The sequence below is a fragment of the Rhodococcus sp. 14-2470-1b genome (assembly GCF_002259415.1).
Classification (GTDB): domain Bacteria; phylum Actinomycetota; class Actinomycetes; order Mycobacteriales; family Mycobacteriaceae; genus Rhodococcoides.
In genome coordinates this window covers 42,532-62,680 of sequence record NZ_NPFY01000024.1, presented here as the reverse complement: position 1 = coordinate 62,680, position 20,149 = coordinate 42,532, and the positions used below count along the sequence as shown (strand labels likewise).

Below are 20,149 nucleotides of genomic sequence, written 5' to 3'. Positions count from 1 at the left end.
ACCCGTCGGACCAGCAGTTATCATGACTCGGATAGTTCAAAACTTTTCCAGTTCAGGAGGCCTCATGATCGAGGATCCTGACTTCGACACGGAAGTGAACACGTCCTGGGCAGTGTTCGCTGCGCGCCTGGGCCGGTATCTCGACGGCATGCGCGCACCTCAGACCCTCACCCTTCTGTCGGACTCGGTCTGGCAGGTGAGCGGACTGTCGGTGGTTCTCGCCAAGGACCGTGACATCGTCGACGCGGTGGCGCACGTCCCCAGGTCGCTGCTCGACGCACGTACTGCGGAGGAGCGAACGACCCTCGCGTACGCCCGGTGGCGCGCCGGCCCGGCCCGGTCGCACCCGGACGGCACGGAGCTCAGGATCAGCGGCAACGGCACGCCCATTGCCCGCACGGTCATGACACTGTTCCGGGATTTCGGACGGATCAGCCACCCATCGTTCCTGGCGCTCGACGCCACCGGCGCTTCGCCGGGTTGGATCCTCGACGGAGGCCGAGCCCGAACGGACGATGATCTGACCTCGCGAGTGTTCGCCGTGCTGGGACCTGTGGCCGTGGACCGCCTCGTCCGCGGCGCGCACATCCGAGTACTCGACGACGAGTCCGTCGTCGAGTACTCGGCAACCTACAACGCTGACCCGCTCACGCCCGCGTCGACACTCCGGCTGGCAGAATCGTGGCCCGACATGGCATTTCGCGTCGGGACCGACGCGCTCACCGTGGTAGCGCGCGTCGATTGCTCTCCGTTGGTCGAGGAACACCTTGTCCGTAAGGCACGGATGTTCACTCGATTTCTCGACGAAGTAGGCCCACGCTTCACGAATCGAGTGTCAGGGAGCGCAAGCCGTCGACGCTGATGTCACGCACCACCGAAAGACTCGATCCCCAGCGCCGCGGCGGCCGTCGTCATTCAATCGAATGACCACGATTCTGGGGGGTACGGGACACGAAATCGCAGATCACTTGCATCGGTGCATGACTCGACCCCGAAATCGGAAATGCGGTGTCGGTTCGCGCAGCTACAGTGACGTGTGAATACCGAGTCGGGTTGTCGACTCACTGCACACAGCAAGGAGGTTCCATCATGCCCACGGAACCTGATTTCGACACCGAGATCGATATCGCATGGACCCAGTTCTCGCACCGACTGAGTACATACGTCGCAGCGATGTCCGACGGGGATTCGCTCGCGATCTGCACCGGCCGCGGGATCCCGAGCGAACGCGACGACCTGTCGATGATCTCTGTCAACGCATCTTCGACCGACTTGGTCGGCACCCTCGAAGGCACTCTTGCTCAATCGTTCTCGGACATGGATCGACGCACGTTGGCACATGCCGGGTGGTCGGTCGGAGCAGAAGATCCGGCGGGATTTCGAATCGTCGGGGGTGCGGAGGTGATCGCCGGTGCCGTTGTTGCCCTGCTACGCGATTGCCGCGGCATCGTGCACCCGACAGTTGTCGCTGCCAGCGCTGCGGGTGCTCCCCTGGCGGACGTTTTCGACTCCAGTTCTGCCGTGGAAAGCTGGGAAACCAGGAATGCCCACGATCGATTGGTCGAACAGGTCGACGCGGCACTGACCTCCATTCTGGGCTTCAGACCGATCAAGGACGACAATGGCGACGTTCCTTTCGGAGACAGGGGCATCGAGTCCTACCTCCGAGTCTGTACGTCCGAGCCTGTCGTGGAGCTCTCCACGACCTTCGCCGCACACCCCCTCTGTCACGACGGCGCAGCGGTCGCGGCAGAGTACGCGCAGGTAGCGCCCGACCTCAAGTTTCGTGTCGCGGAGGACTGCGTCATCGCGTCCGCTCGCGTCGATTGCTCTCCCCTGGTGGAAGAGCATCTCGGCCGTGCAATGGGATCCTTGCTCAGGTTCGTCGAGGATCATGGTGCCGAGATACTTCGACGCCTGTCCGAGACCTCGTCTGCGCTCCGGACACCTCCCGAGTTGCGGACCCTCGTCGAACTCGAATCAGGTGACGAACTGACACCGGAAGACGTTGCGCTCATCTGCCACAACGACCGAGACCGCATTCTCGAACTGCTGCAGTTCGCTTCTGCTCCGGACGCCGACATGAAGGACACCGTCCTGACGTCACTTCGCAACGCGCTGCGGTACGTAGTCCTGACTTTGCCACGCACGCAATCCGTCACCTGATCGCATGAGTCCGGCCCACCCGATCGATGGGCCGACCTCATACGCTTCGTTCACTCCCCACGCGCTCGGCGACGATCCTCTTCCGAGAAGCCCTGCACCGGGGGCGCTCCCATCACCGAGGCGCGCTTGCGACTCTGGTAGCTCGCCACCGAATCGAACGCGGACGTGACGCCCACGGTGGTGGACACGTACGTCATGGACTTGTCACGGGCGAAGCCGAGGTCGGTGCCCACGTCCACTGCATCGATGTTGGCGCCGAGAAACACGAAGTCCCACTGATAGTCCCGCTCCTGCTGTTCGATGAGGGCGCGAACAGCCGTGTTGCTCCACTCCTTGCTCGCGTTCTCGTGACCGTCGGTCATCACGAGGATGGTGACCGAACCAGGACGCTCGTTCTCGGGTGTGGCCGCGAGCTCCGAGCCCACGTCGGTGATGAGCCGGCCGATGGCGTCGTACAGCGCCGTCATGCCCCGAGGCTCGAGCACGAGAGGCGGAACAGAATCGATCGGCTGCGAGCTGTAGACCATGTCGTAGCGATCGTCGAACTGCGCAAGAGTGACCACCGTGTCACCCTCGTGCGCACGCTCTTTCGCGATGAACGAGTCGAAACCACCGCGAGTGTCATCCGCAATGGCGTTCATGGAACCCGAGCGGTCGAGCAAAGCGGCCACCAGAGACAACTGTGGATTCGTCAAAGAAAACCTCCTGAGAAAGTGCGCGGACTCGCGCAGATGAAGCGGGTGAAGCTGATGAAAGGAACCGTACCGAGGGGTACCGACACGTTTGCCCGCTATCCTCGGACAAGGCAAAACGGACACGACGACGAGTAGGCAAATTTCATGGCGATCGACTACACCCGCAAGCCTTCGACCCCGGCGACGCCCGCGGTGAGCCTGAGCAAGGTGACGCTGTCCAAGTCTGCTCCCTCGGTGAGCCTGACGAAGGCCGGCGAGTCGCAGGGCACGATGCGCGTCAATCTGAACTGGTCGACGGGCGCGACACCCGCGCCGAAGAAAAAGGGCTTTCTGGCGAAGCTGGCCGCCGCGTCCTACGGGACCGGAGGCGTCGATCTCGACCTCGGCTGCCTCTACGAGCTCGCCGACGGCTCGAAAGGCGTCATCCAAGCGCTCGGCAACAGCTTCGGAGCCGTCGATCGCGCTCCGTACATCGCACTCGACGGTGACGATCGCTCGGGCACTGTCGTCGGCGGCGAGAACATGCACATCAACCTCGCCCGCCCCGAGATGTTCAAGCGGGTCCTGATCTTCGCGATGATTTACGAGGGCGCCCCCAACTGGGCCGCAGTCGACGGCGTCGTCACCCTCTTCCCCACCTCGGGTCCACAGGTGGAGGTGAAGCTGGAATCGGACAGCAATTCCGCTCGAATCTGCGCAATTGCATTGCTGGAGAGCGGGAAACAGGGAGTCACCGTAACCCGCTTGGTGGAATACATCCAGGGCAGCCAGTCGGATCTCGACAAGAAATACGGCTGGGGCATGAAATGGGCTGCGGGACGAAAGTAGCTGAAGGCGATCGTCCCGCCCCACTTGGATTCGAGGTTCTACGTCAGCTGATGCTCGTCGAACGCGGGCTGCTCGGACGGCTCCTCGGTGACACTGTAGGCAAGGTGACCACCGATGACGCCGCCCAGGCCTGCGGCCGTGAGTCCGGCCAGCGCCAGTCCCTTCGCCACTGTGTCGTTCCTACGCCGGCTTCGCCGGCGTAGGAACGAGCCGAGGAACAGGAACACGCCGGTAGCGTTCGATCCGGCATGGATGATCCCGACGCGGCGCGCGCGTGGGCCGCGAGTGGACCAGTCACCCCAGCCGGTGGCGATGGTTGCGGGCGCCGACAGCAGACCGAGTCCGATCAGCCGCTGAGCGGCCTTCGACTCGAATCCGACGAGGTCGAGCACGACAGCGCTGGTCCATGCTCCGACCGTGACGTTCACCAACGCCGGGTGGATGGGGTGGCCTACGAACGACCCGCGCAACAGTCCACCGATCACGGTGTCGTCGAGAGCGGGCTTGAGGACGCCGTTGATCGCGTCGCTCTCCTTGTCCAGGAACGACGCATCTTCGAGACTGTTCAATACTCCGGGGAGGCTCATGTGAGCTCGGCTACCCCGTCGACCACGACGCCAACCTGTGGGTTGGCTAACCACATCTGCACGAAAGGGAAGCGATCAGTATCGCCGCGTGAGTTCTCGCCGCTTCGCGAGAGGAGTCACTCCGAACCAACGCTTCACGCTGCGCGTCAACGTGCTCGGCTCGGAATAGCCGAGTTGTCTCGACACCGCGGACAGCGGGACGTCCATGTTCGCGAGAAGACCGAGCGCTAGTTCGCGTCGGGAATCGTCGGCGAGGGTTTCGAACGTCGTACCATCCGACGCCAGTCGACGCTGAAGCGTCCGAGGATGCAACAGCATCAAGGCGGCGACCCCGTCGAGACTTGCCGCCCCGGCGGGCAGTGATCGAACGATCAACGCCGACACAGTATCTCGGAAGGCGACCGAGGTGTCTCGTCCTGCCATGTAGCGCACAGCCACGTCGTAGGCCAGCGGATCGACCCGAGGCAGGTGCCGATGCAGGACCCCACGCGGGAAGTCGAGCGCGTTGCGGTCGCAGCCGAACTCGGCCGTGCACCCGAAATACTCTCGGTACGTCGACAGCTCGGAGATCCGCGGATGTTGGAACGAGATTCTCGACGGGTGAAAATCCTGACCGGCCATCATCCGAACCGTCGTCAACGTGACGCCCAGCGCGAGCTCTACGATGTGTGCCCGGTGCGGAAGCCGATGCAGCACCGTGTCGACGGAGTACGACGCTTCGGTATCACCGACTGACAGTTCGATGGCCAGCGCAGGGCTGTACACGTGCGCGTACTTCACGACGCCGCGAAGTGCATCGCCCACCGTCTCGGCGTTGCGGGCCGCGATTGCCACGGGACCGAGGATGTCTGGATCTTGACGAGCCGCGAGCCGTAGAGCGAAGTCCGGTGCGCTCAACTCGCGCGCACACAGACCGAGCAGCGTGGACAACGCGCTGAAGGGCACGAAGTTGTCGTACGTACCGATCACGGCCGGGTCGATGCCCACCCTGTCGCAGTACTCGTACGGATCCCCTCCACAGTCCTCGATCAGCTCGACCACGCGGGTGAGCGAGGACGCGCTGATCAGATCGGCCATGGGTCGAAATGTAAAAAATTTGGCATGTGATGTCAATTAATTGGCCCTGTTCAGCGTGATGATCGACACAGCTGCCCGTTCAACGCAGAACGCGCCCCAGGAGGAACCGATATGACCGCTCGCATCGACCACGACGCTCTTTTCATCGACGGAGGATGGACACCCCCTCGCACCGACGGCCGGACGTCCGTCGTCTCGCCCCTCACCGAGCAGGAAATCGGCTCGTTTCCCACATCGACCGACGCTGACGTCGACGCTGCGGTGTCGTCGGCTCGGGCTGCGTTGCGCCGCGACGACTGGGCCGGGCTCACTCCCGAAACCCGGGCCCGGCTCGTACGTCGATTCGCCGACGAACTCGAGAAGCGAGCCGAAGAGCGCGCGACGACGGTCACTCGACAGAACGGAATGCCCGTCGAACTTGCTCGGTTCGCCGAAGGCGCTGCTCCGGTCCAGTTGCTGCGCTACTACGCGGACCTCGCCGAGTCGACGCCGCTGGAAGAGCGCCGCGCCAGCCAACCGATGCCGGGGACGACAATCGTGCGCCGCGAACCCGTCGGGGTCGTCGCCGCCATCGCGCCGTGGAACTTTCCAGCGGTGCTGTCGATGTTCAAGATCGCGCCCGCACTGGCTGCAGGGTGCACCGTCGTGCTCAAGCCGTCGCCGGAGACAACTCTCGACTCTTACGTTCTGGCCGAGGCCGCCATCGCTGCGGAACTCCCCGCCGGCGTGATCAACATCGTCACCGGCGGACCGGACGTGGGGCAGTACCTCGTCGCCCATCCCGGCGTCGACAAAGTCGCCTTCACGGGTTCGACGGCGGCCGGACGTCACATCGGCCGGGTCTGCGGGGAACTGCTCCGACCCGCCACCCTCGAGCTCGGAGGTAAGTCCGCTGCCCTGGTTCTCGACGACGCCGACGTCGAACGAACCGTGACGGGTCTGTCCACCGCATCACTGCTCAACAGTGGACAGACCTGCTACATGTCTACTCGAATTCTCGTTCCGCGCAGCCAGAGTCGGGCCTACGTCGACGCCATCACCGCCATGGCGTCGAGCCTGCCCGTCGGCGATCCCATGGACCCGGCCACCTTCATCGGTCCGATGGTCAGCGCCGCACAACGTGACAGGGTGCTCTCGCTGATCGATCAGGGACGTGCGGAAGGCGGAACCATCACCACCGGCGGTGGACGAGTGAACGGCGTCGGATACTTCGTGCAGCCGACGGTGTTCGCCGACGTCGACAACGCCAGCACCATCGCACGCCAGGAGGTATTCGGTCCGGTTCTGTCCGTCATCGCCTACGACGACGTCGACGACGCTGTCGCTCTGGCCAACGACTCCGAGTACGGCCTCGGCGGGACGGTGTGGACCTCCGACGAAGAACGTGGCATCGGCGTGGCACGGCGCGTCGAGACGGGGTCGTTCGGTGTCAACACCTTCAACCTGGACTGGGGCTCGCCGTTCGGCGGCGTCAAGGCCAGTGGCCTCGGGCGTGAACTCGGCCCGGAAGGTCTGGCCGCGTACCAGCAACTCAAGTCCATCTTTCTCGCATCGTAGAAGAAATCGAGGATTCGATGTCCGACGCAGGACTCGCCGGTGCCCGCGCACTGGCCGCCGACACTCTGAAGATCGCCGAGCAGTTCGGCACCGCCGAGTGGGAAGCAGACACCGCCTGCCACGGCTGGCGCGTGCACGACCTGATCGGCCACATGGCATTTTTCTTCAACTTCATCGCCGATCCCGACCTGGTGTTCCCACCGAATCCCAGCGGAAAGTCCGAACGTCTCAACGACGCTGCCGTCCGCGAACGCGCCGATCTTCCGCACGAGGAGATACTCGAGTACTACCGCGAGCAGTCCGAGGCCGGACTTGCCACGCTGGCCGCACTGAACTCCCCCGACCTGCGGGACAACACCCTCGACATGCTCGACCTCGGAACGTACAAGCTGCACCAGCTGAGCGATGCCCTGTCCTTCGATCACCTGGTGCACCTCACGTCGGATCTGTTGCAGCCCTTCGGCCCCATGACCGCAGGTGACGTGGACGTGGCCACCGCGATCGATCCAGCGATCGACTGGATGATCGCCGGACTCCCCCAGATGTGCGGCGACGGTGTAGGCGCCTCGCTGAAATCACCGGTAGGCCTTCACCTCACCGGAGCCACCGACAGGACATTCGTCCTGTCCCGGCAGGACGATGCCGTCGTCGTCACCGAGGACGAGAACCTCCCCGAGCACGTCGCCACCTCGTCGGCGACGGAGTTTCTGCGCTGGGGCACAACACGATCCGCATGGCGATCCGCCGTCACGGTCAGCGGTGATCGCACGCTCGTGGCGTCGGTCCTCGACGCCATCGACATCGTCTGAATTCGACCATCCCCCGAAGAAAGAGAACGCAATGTCGCAGTACCTGCAGGACAAAGTCATTCTGATCACCGGCGCCGGCGGTGGCTTCGGCCAGCTCATCGCCGAGAAAGTCGCAGCCCAGGGCGCCAAGGTCGTGGGCCTCGACATCAACGAAGCAGGCCTGAAAGCCGTGTTCGACGGTATCGCGGCCCGAGGCCACGCCGGAACCTACTCGGTCGCCGACGTGACCGACATGGATCAGGTAGTCGCAGCAGCACAACACGCCGTCGCCACCTTCGGCGCGATCGACGTACTGGTGAACAATGCAGGCGTGATGCCACTGGCGTACTTCGCCGACCACGAGCGCGCATGGCAGAAGTGGCACAAGGCAATCGACATCAACATCAAGGGCGTCGTCAACGGAATCTCCGCCGTCTACGACCAGATGATCGAGCAGGGCCGCGGCCAGGTCGTCAACATCTCGTCGATCTTCGGCAACGCCGGCATCGACGGTTCCGGCGTCTACAGCGCAACGAAAGCCGCAGTCACCACGATCTCCGATTCACTGCGGATCGAGGCCAAGGGCAAGATCAAGGTCACGACGGTCAAGCCCACAGGTGTCACAGGCACGAACCTGGCGAGTTGGATCGTCAACGACGAGGCGATCCTCGGACTGACCGGTCAGCGCGGTGCCATCTTCACCGAGAACATGACTGCCGCGACCACAGACACCCTGCGCCCGGAGCAGAAGGACGTCGACAACATCGAGTACTGGCTCATCAAGCCCGACGACCTCGCCGACGCCGTGGTGCACGTCATCGACCAGCCCTGGGGAATCAGCATCAGCGACATCACCGTCCGCGCCAGCGGCGAGGACTATCTGTACTGATCCCTGTAAGAGTGGGGTGCTGACCCGACGGCGGGTAGGTTCGGTGATCATGAGCAGCGACACATCGACCGCCCTGGCGCGCGCCGCCTACACCACGTTCGAGCCGTTCCACATCACCGCCTATTTCAATCCCCTGCTGAAGACGGTCTCCGCGGACGCCGGGGTGGACGGGCACGCGTGGTACGTCGGGTCGCGTGCCGCACCGCTCGGTCGGACCACGGCGGGTGTCGTCGCGGCGACGTTCTACAACTTCAATCCTGCGCTGATCGAGCGCGTGTGGCCGGCGGCCGTCGACGCCGGACTGGAGAAGATCACCGAACGCCGATGGACCATGCTCGACACCGTCCTCGGCGACGCGCTGGGCGACCTGGCGTCCGACCCCGATCTCCCCCGCGTGGCCGATCGGCTGCGCGACATCGGCGACACCGCCTGTTTCGCAGGTCGGCCGTTGTCTGCAGCATGGCATTCGACAGAGCGACCGGACGCACCACATCTGGCGCTGTGGCACTCCATCGCCGTGATCCGCGAATGGCGAGGCGACGGCCACCTGGCCGCACTGGTCGACGCACAACTCGATCCGACGGAAGCCGTCGTGTTCCACGAGGCGGAGCATCCGGACCCGAAAGCTCGACGAGTGCTCGGCAAGCGCATCACCCAGCTCACCCGCCAGTGGTCGGACGAGGAGTGGGCCGCCGCCGCGGATCGTCTGGTCTCCCGCGGATTGCTCACGACCACCGACGGCCGGGAAGCCCTCACCGATCGAGGCGTCGAACAGGACGCGCACATCGAGGCCCGGACCGATGCGCTGGCGTCGTCGATCTGGAAGAACGTGCCCGACGCGGAAGCCCTGGTCACCAGTGTCCGCCCGTACGTCAAGGCCGTCATCGACGCGGGCATCCTGCCCGGCACCAAGAAGAAGAGCTGATCGACCGAGCGTCTCCGCGCACAAGGCCCCGTCGACCGTGGTCGGCGGGGCTTCGTGCTGCCCGGGGGAATTTATTGGTGTCGGAGGGAATTGATATCGTCGCGAGCACGTTAATTGAGCCGAATACGCTCAACCTTGCAGTAGGAGGAACGAATGCCGGCATACCTGGGTCCGCAGGGTCCCCGCCGTATCGACATCAGCCGTTTGATGAGCACGGCCACCCAGTCGCTCATCGGAGATGCAGCCACGTTCGCTGCCGGTCGCGGTGATGCAGAACTGGATGCACTGCACGTTCTGCACGTCATGGCGAAGAACGACCCCACCCAGGACCTCATGCAGCGCGCGGGTGCTACCCCCGACTCGGTGGCGGACGCCGTGGAACTTCGGCTTCCCCAGGCGCGCGAGACCTCGGTCAGCGCCACCGCCCTGAGCAGCACGCTGAAGACCGCCATCCTCGAGGCCCACCACATCGCACAAAGCCTCGGTTCGACGTACATCGATCCCGAGCACCTGTTCCTGTCCTTCGCCGCCGATCCGGAGCACATCGCCGGCCGGCTGCTTGCGGACGAGGGCATCACTCCCGAGGGCCTGCAGACCGCACTGAAGGGTGGTTCCGTGGAACCGCAGTCCGAGTCCGAGACGCCGACCCTCGACAAGTACGGCATCGATCTGACCGAGCGCGCCCGCGAGGGTGGTGTCGACCCGGTCATCGGCCGTGCCGACGAGATCGCGCAGACCATCGAAATCCTCTCCCGCCGCACCAAGAACAACCCAGTCCTCGTCGGCGAGGCAGGTGTCGGCAAGACAGCCGTCGTCGAAGGGCTGGCTCAGCGCATCGTCGACGGTGACGTTCCCGATCGATTGTCGGGCAAGCGAATCGTGCAACTCGACCTGTCGTCCATGGTTGCGGGCACCCGCTACCGCGGTGATTTCGAGGAGCGCTTGACCAAGGTGATCGACGAGATCGTTGCGCACTCCGACGAGCTCATCGTGTTCATCGACGAGGTACACACCATCGCCGGCGCAGGCGGAGGTGCCGAGGGCGCCATGGATGCCGGAAACATCCTCAAGCCCAAGCTCGCTCGCGGCGAACTGCACATCGTCGGCGCCACCACCCTGGACGAGTACCGCACGAATATCGAGAAGGACCCCGCCCTCGAACGCAGGTTCCAGCCGGTGACGGTTCCCGAGCCGAGCGTGGACGACGCCAAGGCGATCCTCACCGGGCTGCGTAGTCGGTACGAGGAGCACCACGGTGTCACTTACACCGACGAGGCGATCAGTGCCGCCGTCGAACTCTCCGATCGCTACATCGGTGACCGCTTCCTCCCGGACAAGGCCATCGACCTCGTCGATCAGGCAGGTGCCCGCAAGCAACTCGCCAGGCCGAGCATCGACGTCGACGCGATCGAGAAGAAGATCGCCGCAGTGGAAGTCGAGAAGGCGACGGCCATCGAGAAGGAAGACTACGAGCGCGCCTCTCAGCTTCGCGACGAGGCACAGCGGTTGCACGACCGTCTGAACGGCAAGTCCGATGACGATGCCCCCGAGGTGTCCGCCGAGGACATTGCCGAGATCGTCTCGCGGGCAACCGGAATCCCGGCAAGCCAGATGACGCAGGAAGAGAAAGAACGTCTGCGGCGTCTGGAATCCGAGTTGCACGAGCGCGTCGTCGGACAGGACGAGGCCGTCGAGGCCATCGCCCGTGCGGTGCGGCGCAGCCGGACCGGCATGAGCGACCCGGACCGTCCCGTCGGCAGCTTCCTGTTCCTCGGGCCGACCGGCGTCGGCAAGACCGAGCTCGCAAAAGCACTGGCTGCGTCTCTGTTCGGCGACGAGAAGAAGATGCTGCGCCTCGACATGAGCGAGTTCGGTGAACGTCACACCGTCAGCCGACTCGTCGGTGCACCTCCCGGATACGTCGGTTACGGCGAAGCGGGCCAGCTCACCGAGCAGGTGCGACGCAATCCGTACTCGGTGGTGCTGCTCGACGAGATCGAGAAGGCCCACCCCGACGTGTTCGACACGCTTCTCCAGGTGCTCGACGACGGCAGGTTGACCGACGGCCAGGGCCGCACGGTGAACTTCAGGAACACCGTGGTTATCATGACCAGCAACCTCGGCTCGGACATCATCTCCAGCAAGTCCGGCGGCACCGGGTTCAACACCGGTGTCCTCGACGAGAAGCCGTTGCGTGCACGAGTCATGGGACGCCTCCGTGAAGCGATGCGACCGGAGTTCCTCAACCGCATCGACGAAATCGTGGTGTTCCGCAAGCTCGACACCGAGCAGCTGCATCGCATCACCGATCTGATGCTCGCCGAAAGCCGGGAACGTCTCTCGGCCAAGGGCATCGAGATCACGTTCAGCGACTCGGCCGTCGACTGGCTGGCGAAGAACGGTCACCAGCCCGAATTCGGTGCCAGGCCGTTGCGTCGATCCATCCAGCGGGCACTCGACGACAAGATCGCCGACCTGCTCCTGGACGACATCCTCGCCGAAGGCGGCAGCGTATCCGTCGACGTCGCGGACGACGAACTCGCGTTGAACGTGGCGTAGCGCAGCTCCGTCGAAACCCTCCCGTGCAGTCAGGCGCGGGAGGGTTTCTCACGTAGTGGCCACCGCCGATACCTGCGTACCGCTATGACGTATCGCACCCACGCAACCAGCAGCGAGACGACAAGGATCAGAACCCATCCGACCATGACGAAGTACCAGGTTCCCCAGATAAGGACAAGGGCAACAGCCACCCCTGCAGTCTCCGGCGAGAACACCCCATTCATTGCCGCCAAGACCCAGAGGACAACAATCGCGGTCCCTGCGCACACCCCGTAGGTCGCTACAGCACTCGCCACGAGCGATTCCCGCCACAGCCACACGAACGACGGCTTCTGTTCCATCGATCCCCCACCATCGTCATTGACGACACTCCCCGACCGGCAGAGTACAACGCACTGCGGCAAAGATGAGCAGATGATTCTGGAGCATGCTCTACTTCACGTCACATCCGATCGCTCGGAGGAATTCGAGACCGCTTTTGCGTACGCCAAGCCGTTCATCTCTGCGATGCCGGGGTTTGTGACGCTCTCCCTCTCACGCGGCGTGGAACAACCAGGGGTCTATCTTCTGCTCGTCGAGTGGGACACCCTCGAAGCCCATACCAAGGGTTTCCGCGGATCAGCCGAGTACCAGGAGTGGAAGGCGTTGCTGCACCACTTCTACGACCCGTTTCCGGTCGTCGAGCACTTTTCGCCGGTTCTTCGGGCCTAGCATGGGTATACCCCTCAGCACCGAAGGAGACCAACCAGTGCCCACTGCAGCGTCGTACACCTCGAAGCAGGATCAGCTCGAGATCAGCACCTATACCTGGCCCACTGCGGTCACTCCTGCTCGTGGTGTCGTTCAGATAGCCCATGGTCTTGCCGAGCACGGCAGTCGGTACGCCCGCTTCGCCGGGGCGCTGAACGACGCTGGGTTTCACGTCGTGGCATCCGATCATCGGGGCCATGGCACGTCGATCGCGCAGACACCGGGCGATCTGGGGTCACTTGGCTTCCCCGCACTGTGGGCGGATATCGAACAACTCGGCGAGAAACTGTTGAACGATTACCCGGATCTACCTCTGTTCTTGTTCGCGCACTCGATGGGTTCGTTTGCCGCCCAACATGTTCTGATCGAGCGGTCCGACCTGTACGAGGGTGTGGTCCTGTCCGGGTCCACCACCCTCGATGTGCTCGCCGCGGGCATGGTCGACGCCCCGGCCGGCGATCTCAGCGTGTTCAACAGCGCCTTCGAGCACCGCACCGGATACGAGTGGTTGTCGCGCGACGAGTCGGAAGTCGACGCCTATGTCGCCGACGAGTTGTGCGGTTTCGACCTGCCCGCGGCGACGGTGCCTGCAATGTTCACCGAGGCGGACACACTTGCCGACCCGCACAAGCTCGAGGAGATCCGGTCCGACCTGCCGCTGCTGATTGCGTCGGGATCCGACGACCCGCTGGCCGGCGGCGGACAGTTGATCGAGCAACTGGCCGCACGCTACCGCGAGGCGGGGCTCAGCGACGTGACGGTCAAGATCTACCCCGGAGCCCGCCACGAGATCCTGAACGAAACGAACAGGGACGAGGTCACCGCAGACATCGTCGGCTGGCTGACGAGCCGTCTCACCTGAGCCGGAGCTTCACGGGCTGCCCGTCCTCCGGGAAGGGCAGCGACGTGAAGTTCAGTGGTGCAACGTATCTCGGGTCGACTTCCCAGTCGAATCGGAGCAACAGATGATGCATGATCGTCTTGATCTCCGCTCCGGCGAAGAACATTCCGATGCACTTGTGCACTCCGCCACCGAACGGCTCCCACGCGTAGCGATGAACCTTGTCCTCGCGTCGATCTGCACAGAACCTGTCCGGATCGAACTTCTCCGGATCCGGCCAGTACTGCGCCATGTGATGAGTGAAGTGCGGGGCGACGGATGCGTATGTTCCCGCCGGGACGAACTTTCCCTGCACCTCGGTGTCTTTCACAGCGCGACGAGCCACGACGGGAGTCGGCGACACGAGGCGCAGGCATTCCTTCATGACCAGGTCGACGCTCACCAGTTCGTCGAGCTGATCCAGCGTCGCCGAACTCGTACCCAGAGCCAGCGATTCGGCTCGGCACTTCTCCCGCCACTGCGGATGCTGCCCGAGGTACTGCATCATCGTCGACAGCGTGATGGTCGAGGTGTCGTGCGCCGCCATCAGCAAGAAGATCATGTGGTCGACCACTTCGTCGTCCGAAAAGCGCTGACCCGTATCGGATTCGATGTGACAGAGGACAGAGAAGAGATCATCGGTCTCGCGGGCGCGACGCGCAGGCAGATAACGCCGGAAGAAGTCGTCGAGCACCTTCCGTCCGTCGAGCCCACGCTTCCATCGAGTCCCGGGTAGGCGGTATCGAACGATGGACGTGGCAGCCTGGACGCAGGCTACGAAACTTGCGTTCACGACGTCGATCTCGGCATCGCTGCTGTCCTCGGCTCCACCCATGAACACCGACGTCGCGACGCCGAGAGTCAGCGCCTTCAGTGCCGGATAGACCTGCACGGCGTCGCCGGCGTGCCACCCGTCGAGCCCCGAGGCAACCACCGGATTGAGAGAGTCGACCGATCTGACGAGTCTCTCGCGGGTGAACGCCTGCTGCATGATTCGTCGATGACGCAGGTGCTCGTCGGAATCCAACAGCATGAGCCCGCCGTGGAAGAACGGGCCGATGAGCAGCGACCACCCGTCGCTGTTGACGAACGCCTTGTCCTTGTTCTGCAGGACCTCCTGGCATGCGTCCGGCCCGAGGACGGTGATCCATCGCTGCCCGGCCATCGTCAGCCACGACACGTCGCCGTACTTGTCCCATCGACTACGAAACAGAGTCAGGGGATCGCGAATGTACTCGAGCGTGTGACCGACAACAGGCAGTCCCCCGTCACCGGAGACCGCTTTCAACGGGGATCGAGCCGGTGGTTCCGCCAGGATTCGTGCCATTCGCCAGACCTTCCTCGATCTGACAGGACGTTCTGTCAGATAACTGTAGTCTGCGTCACACTTGTCGCGTCTGTCAACATCTATTCATGTCCACAACCCGCAGATACGCAGGCATGAGCGCCGACGACCGTGCCGCCGACCGTCGGGCGCGCCTGCTCGAAGCCGGACTGGAGGTGTTCGCGGCCTCGGGAGCAAACGGCGCGACCATGACGGCGATCTGCGCGCAGGCCAAACTCACCGAACGCTACTTCTACGAGAGCTTCACCAGCAGAGACGATCTGCTGCGCAGCGTCGTCGACGCGGTGTCCGACGAGATCCGCACCGCCGCACTGGACGCACTCCACTCCCCCGCGGACAACGTCGAAGCCCAGGTTCGGCACGCCATCACCGCGTTCGTCAACGTCCTCACCGACGATCGCCGCAAAGGCCGCGTCGCGATGATCGAGTCCTCGGCCGTCGAGTCGCTGCGCGCGCACCGTCGAGAATCGATGCGTGAATTCGCCCGTCTCGTCGCCGCAGAAGCACACGAGCTCTACGGCGACCACGCGCTACCCGAGCCCGAATCGGAAATCACGGGCCTCCTGTTCATCGGCGGCCTGGCCGAACTCGTCGTCGCCTGGTTGAACGACGAGATCGATGTGACCCCGTCACAGATCGTCGACGCCGCAACGCGCCAATTCGTCGCCACGACGCATCGCTGAGGAAAGCTACAGTCGACAGGGTGGCTCACACTCGTCGACCGAAGCAGTCGACACCCGCGGACAAGACGTGCGCGTCGTGCGGGCGGCGCATCGAGTGGCGCAGGAAGTGGGAGAAGAACTGGGATGACATCAAGTACTGCAGCGATTCCTGCCGGCGGCACAAGGTGAGTGCGACGGACCGTCAGCTGGAGGACAAGATTCGAGAGCTACTCGACGCCCGTTCCCGAGACTCCACGATCTGCCCGTCCGATGTTGCGCGCGCAGTATCCGAGGACGACTGGCGCGATCTGATGGAGCCGGTGCGCCGGGCCGCGCGACGACTGGTCGATGCCGGCGAAGTCCAGATCACCCAGAAGGGGTCGGTGGTGGACCCGTCGACAGCCAAGGGTCCCATCAGAATTCGCTGGACACGCTAGCTGTCCAACCGCGGCCACAGCGGTGGTTCCGAGTGCAATTGCTGCATCACGTACTTCATTATTTCCAGAATTCGCGGCAATGCCTCTGCGTCGTCGCCCAGGTCGCGCATCGGACTGCGCTCACCTACCAGTTCCAGCACCGTCGTCGTCATCCGCGCAGTCGCCTTGCTGTACAGGTCGTCGTGCGGGCGCCCGAGCCTGTCGGCGACTGCGTGCTCGAGCATCATGCGTTCGTGCATGTACTGCTCGAACAACCGTGTCGTGAGTGACGGCGTCACGTCCAGAATCTGCTGAATCTGGACGAAGCGTTCACTGCCCGCTCGGGGCGTCAGGAGCAGTGCACGGAGCGCGTGCCCCAAGGAAACTTCGAGTGGCTCGTCCTCGGGTCGCGAGCGCAGTTCGTCCGCCATCTGACCGTTCAGTTCCAGCGGCCCGACCACCAGTAAGTCCTTGGTCGGGTAGTAGCGGTACAGCGTGGTCGTGCCGATCTCCGCCTTGGCGGCGATGTCCTCCATGGTCGTCTTGTCGTACCCGCGATCGAGGAACAGCGCGAACGCCGCATCCAGTATCAATTCGCGCGTTTGCGCCGCGTGCACTTCACGTAGCCCCATGCCAGCAATGTAGCAGCTGCCCCCTTATCGGTAGTGACTACCATCACGACTTCAGAATGTGGTAGTCACTACCAACTAGGTTTACGCTCCTTGATCAGAGATCACTTCCAATCGAAAGGTGCCTCCCATGGCATGGCAACTGTTCAGGCTGGGCCGCTGGTCCTTCCTGCACCGAAAACTCGTCGCAGGGATCTGGGTGGTCTTGCTACTCCTCGGAGTGCTCGGCGCGTCGACACTGAACACCCAGACCTCCGACTCGTTCGAGCTCGACGGCATCGAATCGACCGAAGCGTTCTCACTCATCTCCGAACGCAGCGGCGAATCGGCGGACGGTGCAACTGCCCGCATAGTGTTCGAGGCGCCGGAAGGACAATCGCTGACCGACCCGGCAAACCAGGCCGCGGTCGCCGACGCCATCGCCTCCGCCCAGACCGAGCACGTCGCCTCCGCAACCGACCCGTTCACCACCGGCACCATCTCGGAGAACGGCCGGGCCGCCTACGCGACCGTGACCTACACGACGCCCGCAGTCGACCTCGTCGACGCGGACCGCAACGCCCTCGACGACGCGAAGACGGTAGGCGAGAACGCAGGGCTGACCGTTGCCGTCGGCGGCGACGCCGTCACCGCCACGGGCGAGGTTCCGCTCGGCGAGTTGATCGGCATCGGTGTCGCGATCATCGTTCTCGCCATCACCTTCGGATCTCTCGTTGCTGCAGGCATGCCACTTCTGACGGCACTCATCGGCGTCGGAATCGGCATCATGGGCATCACCGTGCTCGGCGCATTCGTCGAACTCAGTTCGGTGACCTCCGCATTGGGCACGATGCTCGGGCTCGCTGTTGGAATCGACTACGCACTCTTCATCATGTCTCGCTACCAGAGCGAAGTCAGACAGGGACATTCGATGGAAGAGGCGGCAGGCAAGGCCGTCGGAACTGCAGGGTCGGCGGTCATCTTCGCGGGACTGACCGTCATCATCGCGCTCGCCGGACTGTCGGTGTGCGGCATCGGATTCCTCACTCAAATGGGCATCGGCGGCGCCTTCATGGTGTTCATCGCGGTGCTCGTCGCGTTGACTCTCTTGCCCGCGATCCTCGGATTCGCCGGCAAGAAGGTCCTCGGAGGAAAGATCAAGGGCCTGAAGGTTGTCGATCCCGAGAACCCGGAAACACGCACCAACGGGCAGCGGTGGGTCGAGAAGGTGAGCGCGTTCAAATGGCCTGCGCTCGTCGCAGGATTGCTCGTTGCTGCCGTCGTCTCACTGCCGATCGCCTCGATGGAACTTGCACTGCCCGACGACGGCACAGCTCCTACCGGCAGCGACAACCGCGTCGCATTCGACACCATCGCCGACAACTTCGGTCCCGGCGCCAACGGCCCTCTCGTCGTCGTCATCGACACCGAAAACGCAGCGGATCCGGTCGCGGCCGTCGGCACCGCCGTCGACAAGCTGGACGGCATCGGCACCGACATCGCGGCCATCGTGCCTCCGGTCCCCGAGATACTCGAACCTCAGCTCGCAGCAGTCGGATTCACGACCGTCCAGATCATTCCCGACAGCGCACCATCCGACGCGGCCACCAAGGAACTCGTGTCGACCATCCGCGAGACCATGTCGGATCTGCCCTCCGAAACCGGAGCTCGCGCTCTCGTGACAGGACAGACGGCAGTGGGAGTCGACATCGCCGCCGAGCTCACCTCGGTGTTCCCGCTCTACCTGGCGGTCGTCGTCGGACTTGCCTTCATTCTGCTGATGTTGGTGTTCCGCTCGATCCTGGTGCCGCTCAAAGCCGCTCTCGGATTCTTGCTCTCGGTGGGTATCTCGCTCGGGGCGACCGTGGCAGTGTTCCAGTGGGGCTGGTTGGCGAACCTCATCGGCGTCGACACCCAGTCACCCGTGATCTTCATCCTCCCGCTGCTGCTGACCGGCATCCTGTTCGGTCTGGCCATGGACTACGAGGTGTTCCTCGTCAGCCGAATGCGTGAAGCCTTCGTGCACGGCGCCCCGGCGCGACAGGCCGTTGTCGTGGGCTTCCAGCACAGTGCGCGCGTCGTCGTCGCAGCAGCCGTGATCATGTTCGGCGTCTTCGCCGGCTTCGCACTGACAGATCAGGTGATCATCAAGACCATCGGATTCGCCTTGGCCATCGGCATTCTCGCCGACGCCTTCCTGGTCCGCATGATGATCGTCCCGGCCGTCATGGCCATCGTCGGCGACAAGATGTGGTGGCTGCCCGCGTGGCTCGACCGCCTCCTACCCAACCTGGACGTGGAGGGCGAGGGCTTGAACGACAAGCTGGCCCCGGCGAGAACTCCGGAACCTGCACACAGCTGACCTCAGGATCCGTCGTGGCCGCCTCGATCGCTAGAGGCGGCCACTTCGACATCCTGCAGGCGGCGTCTCAGCGAAGCAGCCCTGCTGCGGTGGTCGCATCGATGATCAGCGAGGACACCAGCCCGGACTTCAGGACCGACCGAACAGCCGCGAGTTTCTTCTCGCCCGCGACGATGGCAACGACGTCGGCGATCCCCCTCAAGTCCTCTTCCGAGACCCCGATCCGGCGATCGTCCAATCCATCGACGCGGTTTCCGTCGGAGTCCAGCAGTAGCGCACAAGACTCGGCAACCACACCTTTTGCCGTGAGCTCCTGCGCTTCGTCCGGCGACAGCAGGTCGTAGACCTGGGACAGGCCAGGCTTCCACGCCCCGATGGACACAACCGCTTTGGTCACCGACGCATGATGTTTCAGCGTCTCCTGAATGCCACGACTCCCCCGCAACGCGTCGCCGGTTCTGGAGTCGGCCACCACCAGCGGCGCATACATCGACCACGCGTGTCCGCTACCGAGCTCGGTGATCCGACGCACCAACTCGGCCGAGGTCGAGCTGACTGCTCCCGCCATTCCGGTCAACTGCACCACGTCGCACGTCGCGATGGAATCCAGATGTGTCGTCATCCTCGACAGCGTTCGTCCACAGTCCACCCCGAGTACGTCCGCGGACGTGACGATTTCACTGAGCAGATCGGCGGTGACACGGCCGACCGCATCCCACAGGACGTCCTGCTCATCCCCTCCCGTGCGAACCGCGAATGCCATACGTAGCCCGAACGTGTCCTTGAGTGCACGAGACAGTTCGATGTCGATCGACTCCGGTGCGTGAACCTTGATCTCGACCATGCCGGACGTCACGGCATCCTCGAGTATTCGCGCGATCTTGAACCGGGACAGACCCAATTCGTCGGCGATCTGTATTCGGGTCCGTCCGTCGAGGTAGTAGCGCCGCGCGACCAGTCCGCGTTGAGTCAGTTCTTCCGGACCAACTCGCGGAACATTCTGCTCCGGCATGACCCCTCCCTTCGGCTCACATGAGCCCCATCATGATGCCTCA

At 63.7% G+C, this 20,149-nt stretch carries 20 protein-coding genes and 1 pseudogene; 14 read left to right on the top strand and 7 right to left on the bottom strand.

The window, feature by feature from the left end; translation table 11 throughout:
- Positions 1–64 precede the first annotated feature (64 nt).
- On the top strand, positions 65–862 hold the full coding sequence (locus CH293_RS18540) for a hypothetical protein (protein WP_094721067.1): 798 nt from the start codon (positions 65–67) through the stop codon (positions 860–862).
- Positions 863–1,089: 227 nt separating this feature from the next.
- Positions 1,090–2,166: a hypothetical protein gene (locus CH293_RS18535; RefSeq protein ID WP_094721066.1), complete on the top strand. Its 1,077-nt coding sequence runs from the start codon at positions 1,090–1,092 to the stop codon at positions 2,164–2,166.
- Between the two features lie 50 nt (positions 2,167–2,216).
- Here CH293_RS18535 and CH293_RS18530 read toward each other — a convergent pair whose 3' ends face one another.
- Complete coding sequence (locus CH293_RS18530; RefSeq protein ID WP_037105058.1) at positions 2,217–2,837, bottom strand: VWA domain-containing protein; 621 nt, start codon at positions 2,835–2,837, stop codon at positions 2,217–2,219.
- A gap of 168 nt (positions 2,838–3,005) precedes the next feature.
- Here CH293_RS18530 and CH293_RS18525 point away from each other — a divergent pair, with 168 nt between their 5' ends.
- Positions 3,006–3,689 carry a Tellurium resistance gene (locus tag CH293_RS18525; RefSeq protein ID WP_037105056.1) on the top strand — a complete coding sequence of 228 codons (684 nt, stop codon included), beginning with the start codon at positions 3,006–3,008 and terminating at the stop codon, positions 3,687–3,689.
- A gap of 38 nt (positions 3,690–3,727) precedes the next feature.
- Here CH293_RS18525 and CH293_RS18520 read toward each other — a convergent pair whose 3' ends face one another.
- Entirely contained in the window at positions 3,728–4,276 is a 549-nt protein-coding gene (locus tag CH293_RS18520) for a DUF2231 domain-containing protein (protein ID WP_094721065.1), read from the bottom strand.
- Between the two features lie 75 nt (positions 4,277–4,351).
- On the bottom strand, positions 4,352–5,353 hold the full coding sequence (locus CH293_RS18515) for an AraC family transcriptional regulator (RefSeq protein ID WP_094721064.1): 1,002 nt from the start codon (positions 5,351–5,353) through the stop codon (positions 4,352–4,354).
- Between the two features lie 111 nt (positions 5,354–5,464).
- On the opposite strand from CH293_RS18515, the gene CH293_RS18510 reads away from it, so the two are divergent.
- From CH293_RS18510 to CH293_RS18490, 5 genes are all read left to right on the top strand, one after another.
- Positions 5,465–6,910: an aldehyde dehydrogenase gene (locus tag CH293_RS18510; protein WP_094721063.1), complete on the top strand. Its 1,446-nt coding sequence runs from the start codon at positions 5,465–5,467 to the stop codon at positions 6,908–6,910.
- 17 nt (positions 6,911–6,927) lie between these two features.
- On the top strand, positions 6,928–7,719 hold the full coding sequence (locus tag CH293_RS18505) for a maleylpyruvate isomerase family mycothiol-dependent enzyme (protein WP_094721062.1): 792 nt from the start codon (positions 6,928–6,930) through the stop codon (positions 7,717–7,719).
- 31 nt (positions 7,720–7,750) lie between these two features.
- On the top strand, positions 7,751–8,587 hold the full coding sequence (locus CH293_RS18500; protein WP_094721061.1) for an SDR family oxidoreductase: 837 nt from the start codon (positions 7,751–7,753) through the stop codon (positions 8,585–8,587).
- A 43-nt stretch (positions 8,588–8,630) separates the two neighbouring features.
- Positions 8,631–9,512, top strand: coding sequence for a hypothetical protein (locus tag CH293_RS18495; protein ID WP_094721060.1), 882 nt, complete (start codon positions 8,631–8,633; stop codon positions 9,510–9,512).
- Between the two features lie 153 nt (positions 9,513–9,665).
- On the top strand, positions 9,666–12,071 hold the full coding sequence (locus CH293_RS18490) for an ATP-dependent Clp protease ATP-binding subunit (RefSeq protein WP_094721059.1): 2,406 nt from the start codon (positions 9,666–9,668) through the stop codon (positions 12,069–12,071).
- A 29-nt stretch (positions 12,072–12,100) separates the two neighbouring features.
- On the opposite strand, the gene CH293_RS18485 is transcribed toward CH293_RS18490, so the two are convergent.
- Complete coding sequence (locus CH293_RS18485) at positions 12,101–12,412, bottom strand: hypothetical protein (RefSeq protein WP_094721058.1); 312 nt, start codon at positions 12,410–12,412, stop codon at positions 12,101–12,103.
- Positions 12,413–12,485: 73 nt separating this feature from the next.
- On the opposite strand from CH293_RS18485, the gene CH293_RS18480 reads away from it, so the two are divergent.
- Both CH293_RS18480 and CH293_RS18475 read left to right on the top strand, forming a co-directional pair.
- Complete coding sequence (locus CH293_RS18480; RefSeq protein WP_037105401.1) at positions 12,486–12,782, top strand: antibiotic biosynthesis monooxygenase; 297 nt, start codon at positions 12,486–12,488, stop codon at positions 12,780–12,782.
- Between the two features lie 37 nt (positions 12,783–12,819).
- Entirely contained in the window at positions 12,820–13,683 is an 864-nt protein-coding gene (locus tag CH293_RS18475; RefSeq protein ID WP_255122902.1) for an alpha/beta fold hydrolase, read from the top strand.
- Here the strand turns inward: CH293_RS18475 and CH293_RS18470 are convergent.
- The gene (locus CH293_RS18470; RefSeq protein WP_094721056.1) at positions 13,676–15,028 is read right to left on the bottom strand and encodes a cytochrome P450; all 1,353 of its coding nucleotides are present in this window, start codon (positions 15,026–15,028) and stop codon (positions 13,676–13,678) included. The two genes, CH293_RS18475 and CH293_RS18470, sit on opposite strands and share 8 nt — an antisense overlap.
- Before the next feature lie 86 nt (positions 15,029–15,114).
- Here CH293_RS18470 and CH293_RS18465 point away from each other — a divergent pair, with 86 nt between their 5' ends.
- From CH293_RS18465 to CH293_RS28610, 3 genes and pseudogenes are all read left to right on the top strand, one after another.
- Positions 15,115–15,729 carry a TetR/AcrR family transcriptional regulator gene (locus tag CH293_RS18465; RefSeq protein WP_255122901.1) on the top strand — a complete coding sequence of 205 codons (615 nt, stop codon included), beginning with the start codon at positions 15,115–15,117 and terminating at the stop codon, positions 15,727–15,729.
- A gap of 20 nt (positions 15,730–15,749) precedes the next feature.
- Positions 15,750–15,878: pseudogene (locus tag CH293_RS28615) on the top strand (DUF2256 domain-containing protein); the annotation flags it as partial.
- 15 nt (positions 15,879–15,893) lie between these two features.
- Positions 15,894–16,145, top strand: coding sequence for a DUF3253 domain-containing protein (locus CH293_RS28610; protein ID WP_255122905.1), 252 nt, complete (start codon positions 15,894–15,896; stop codon positions 16,143–16,145).
- On the opposite strand, the gene CH293_RS18455 is transcribed toward CH293_RS28610, so the two are convergent.
- Positions 16,142–16,756, bottom strand: coding sequence for a TetR/AcrR family transcriptional regulator (locus CH293_RS18455; protein ID WP_094721053.1), 615 nt, complete (start codon positions 16,754–16,756; stop codon positions 16,142–16,144). The genes CH293_RS28610 and CH293_RS18455 overlap by 4 nt on opposite strands.
- Before the next feature lie 127 nt (positions 16,757–16,883).
- On the opposite strand from CH293_RS18455, the gene CH293_RS18450 reads away from it, so the two are divergent.
- The gene (locus tag CH293_RS18450; RefSeq protein ID WP_094721052.1) at positions 16,884–19,094 is read left to right on the top strand and encodes an MMPL family transporter; all 2,211 of its coding nucleotides are present in this window, start codon (positions 16,884–16,886) and stop codon (positions 19,092–19,094) included.
- A gap of 67 nt (positions 19,095–19,161) precedes the next feature.
- On the opposite strand, the gene CH293_RS18445 is transcribed toward CH293_RS18450, so the two are convergent.
- The gene (locus tag CH293_RS18445) at positions 19,162–20,106 is read right to left on the bottom strand and encodes a sugar-binding transcriptional regulator (protein ID WP_094721051.1); all 945 of its coding nucleotides are present in this window, start codon (positions 20,104–20,106) and stop codon (positions 19,162–19,164) included.
- Positions 20,107–20,149 lie beyond the last annotated feature (43 nt).

Bases quoted from the DNA above. Each gene is read 5' to 3' on its own strand.
- CH293_RS18540 (WP_094721067.1), top strand. From the start codon at position 65: ATGATCGAGGATCCTGACTTCGACACGGAAGTGAACACGTCCTGGGCA.
- CH293_RS18535 (WP_094721066.1), top strand. From the start codon at position 1,090: ATGCCCACGGAACCTGATTTCGACACCGAGATCGATATCGCATGGACC.
- CH293_RS18525 (WP_037105056.1), top strand. From the start codon at position 3,006: ATGGCGATCGACTACACCCGCAAGCCTTCGACCCCGGCGACGCCCGCG.
- CH293_RS18520 (WP_094721065.1), bottom strand. From the start codon at position 4,276: ATGAGCCTCCCCGGAGTATTGAACAGTCTCGAAGATGCGTCGTTCCTG.
- CH293_RS18515 (WP_094721064.1), bottom strand. From the start codon at position 5,353: ATGGCCGATCTGATCAGCGCGTCCTCGCTCACCCGCGTGGTCGAGCTG.
- CH293_RS18510 (WP_094721063.1), top strand. From the start codon at position 5,465: ATGACCGCTCGCATCGACCACGACGCTCTTTTCATCGACGGAGGATGG.
- CH293_RS18505 (WP_094721062.1), top strand. From the start codon at position 6,928: ATGTCCGACGCAGGACTCGCCGGTGCCCGCGCACTGGCCGCCGACACT.
- CH293_RS18500 (WP_094721061.1), top strand. From the start codon at position 7,751: ATGTCGCAGTACCTGCAGGACAAAGTCATTCTGATCACCGGCGCCGGC.
- CH293_RS18490 (WP_094721059.1), top strand. From the start codon at position 9,666: ATGCCGGCATACCTGGGTCCGCAGGGTCCCCGCCGTATCGACATCAGC.
- CH293_RS18485 (WP_094721058.1), bottom strand. From the start codon at position 12,412: ATGGAACAGAAGCCGTCGTTCGTGTGGCTGTGGCGGGAATCGCTCGTG.
- CH293_RS18480 (WP_037105401.1), top strand. From the start codon at position 12,486: ATGATTCTGGAGCATGCTCTACTTCACGTCACATCCGATCGCTCGGAG.
- CH293_RS18470 (WP_094721056.1), bottom strand. From the start codon at position 15,028: ATGGCACGAATCCTGGCGGAACCACCGGCTCGATCCCCGTTGAAAGCG.
- CH293_RS18465 (WP_255122901.1), top strand. From the start codon at position 15,115: ATGTCCACAACCCGCAGATACGCAGGCATGAGCGCCGACGACCGTGCC.
- CH293_RS18455 (WP_094721053.1), bottom strand. From the start codon at position 16,756: ATGGGGCTACGTGAAGTGCACGCGGCGCAAACGCGCGAATTGATACTG.
- CH293_RS18450 (WP_094721052.1), top strand. From the start codon at position 16,884: ATGGCATGGCAACTGTTCAGGCTGGGCCGCTGGTCCTTCCTGCACCGA.
- CH293_RS18445 (WP_094721051.1), bottom strand. From the start codon at position 20,106: ATGCCGGAGCAGAATGTTCCGCGAGTTGGTCCGGAAGAACTGACTCAA.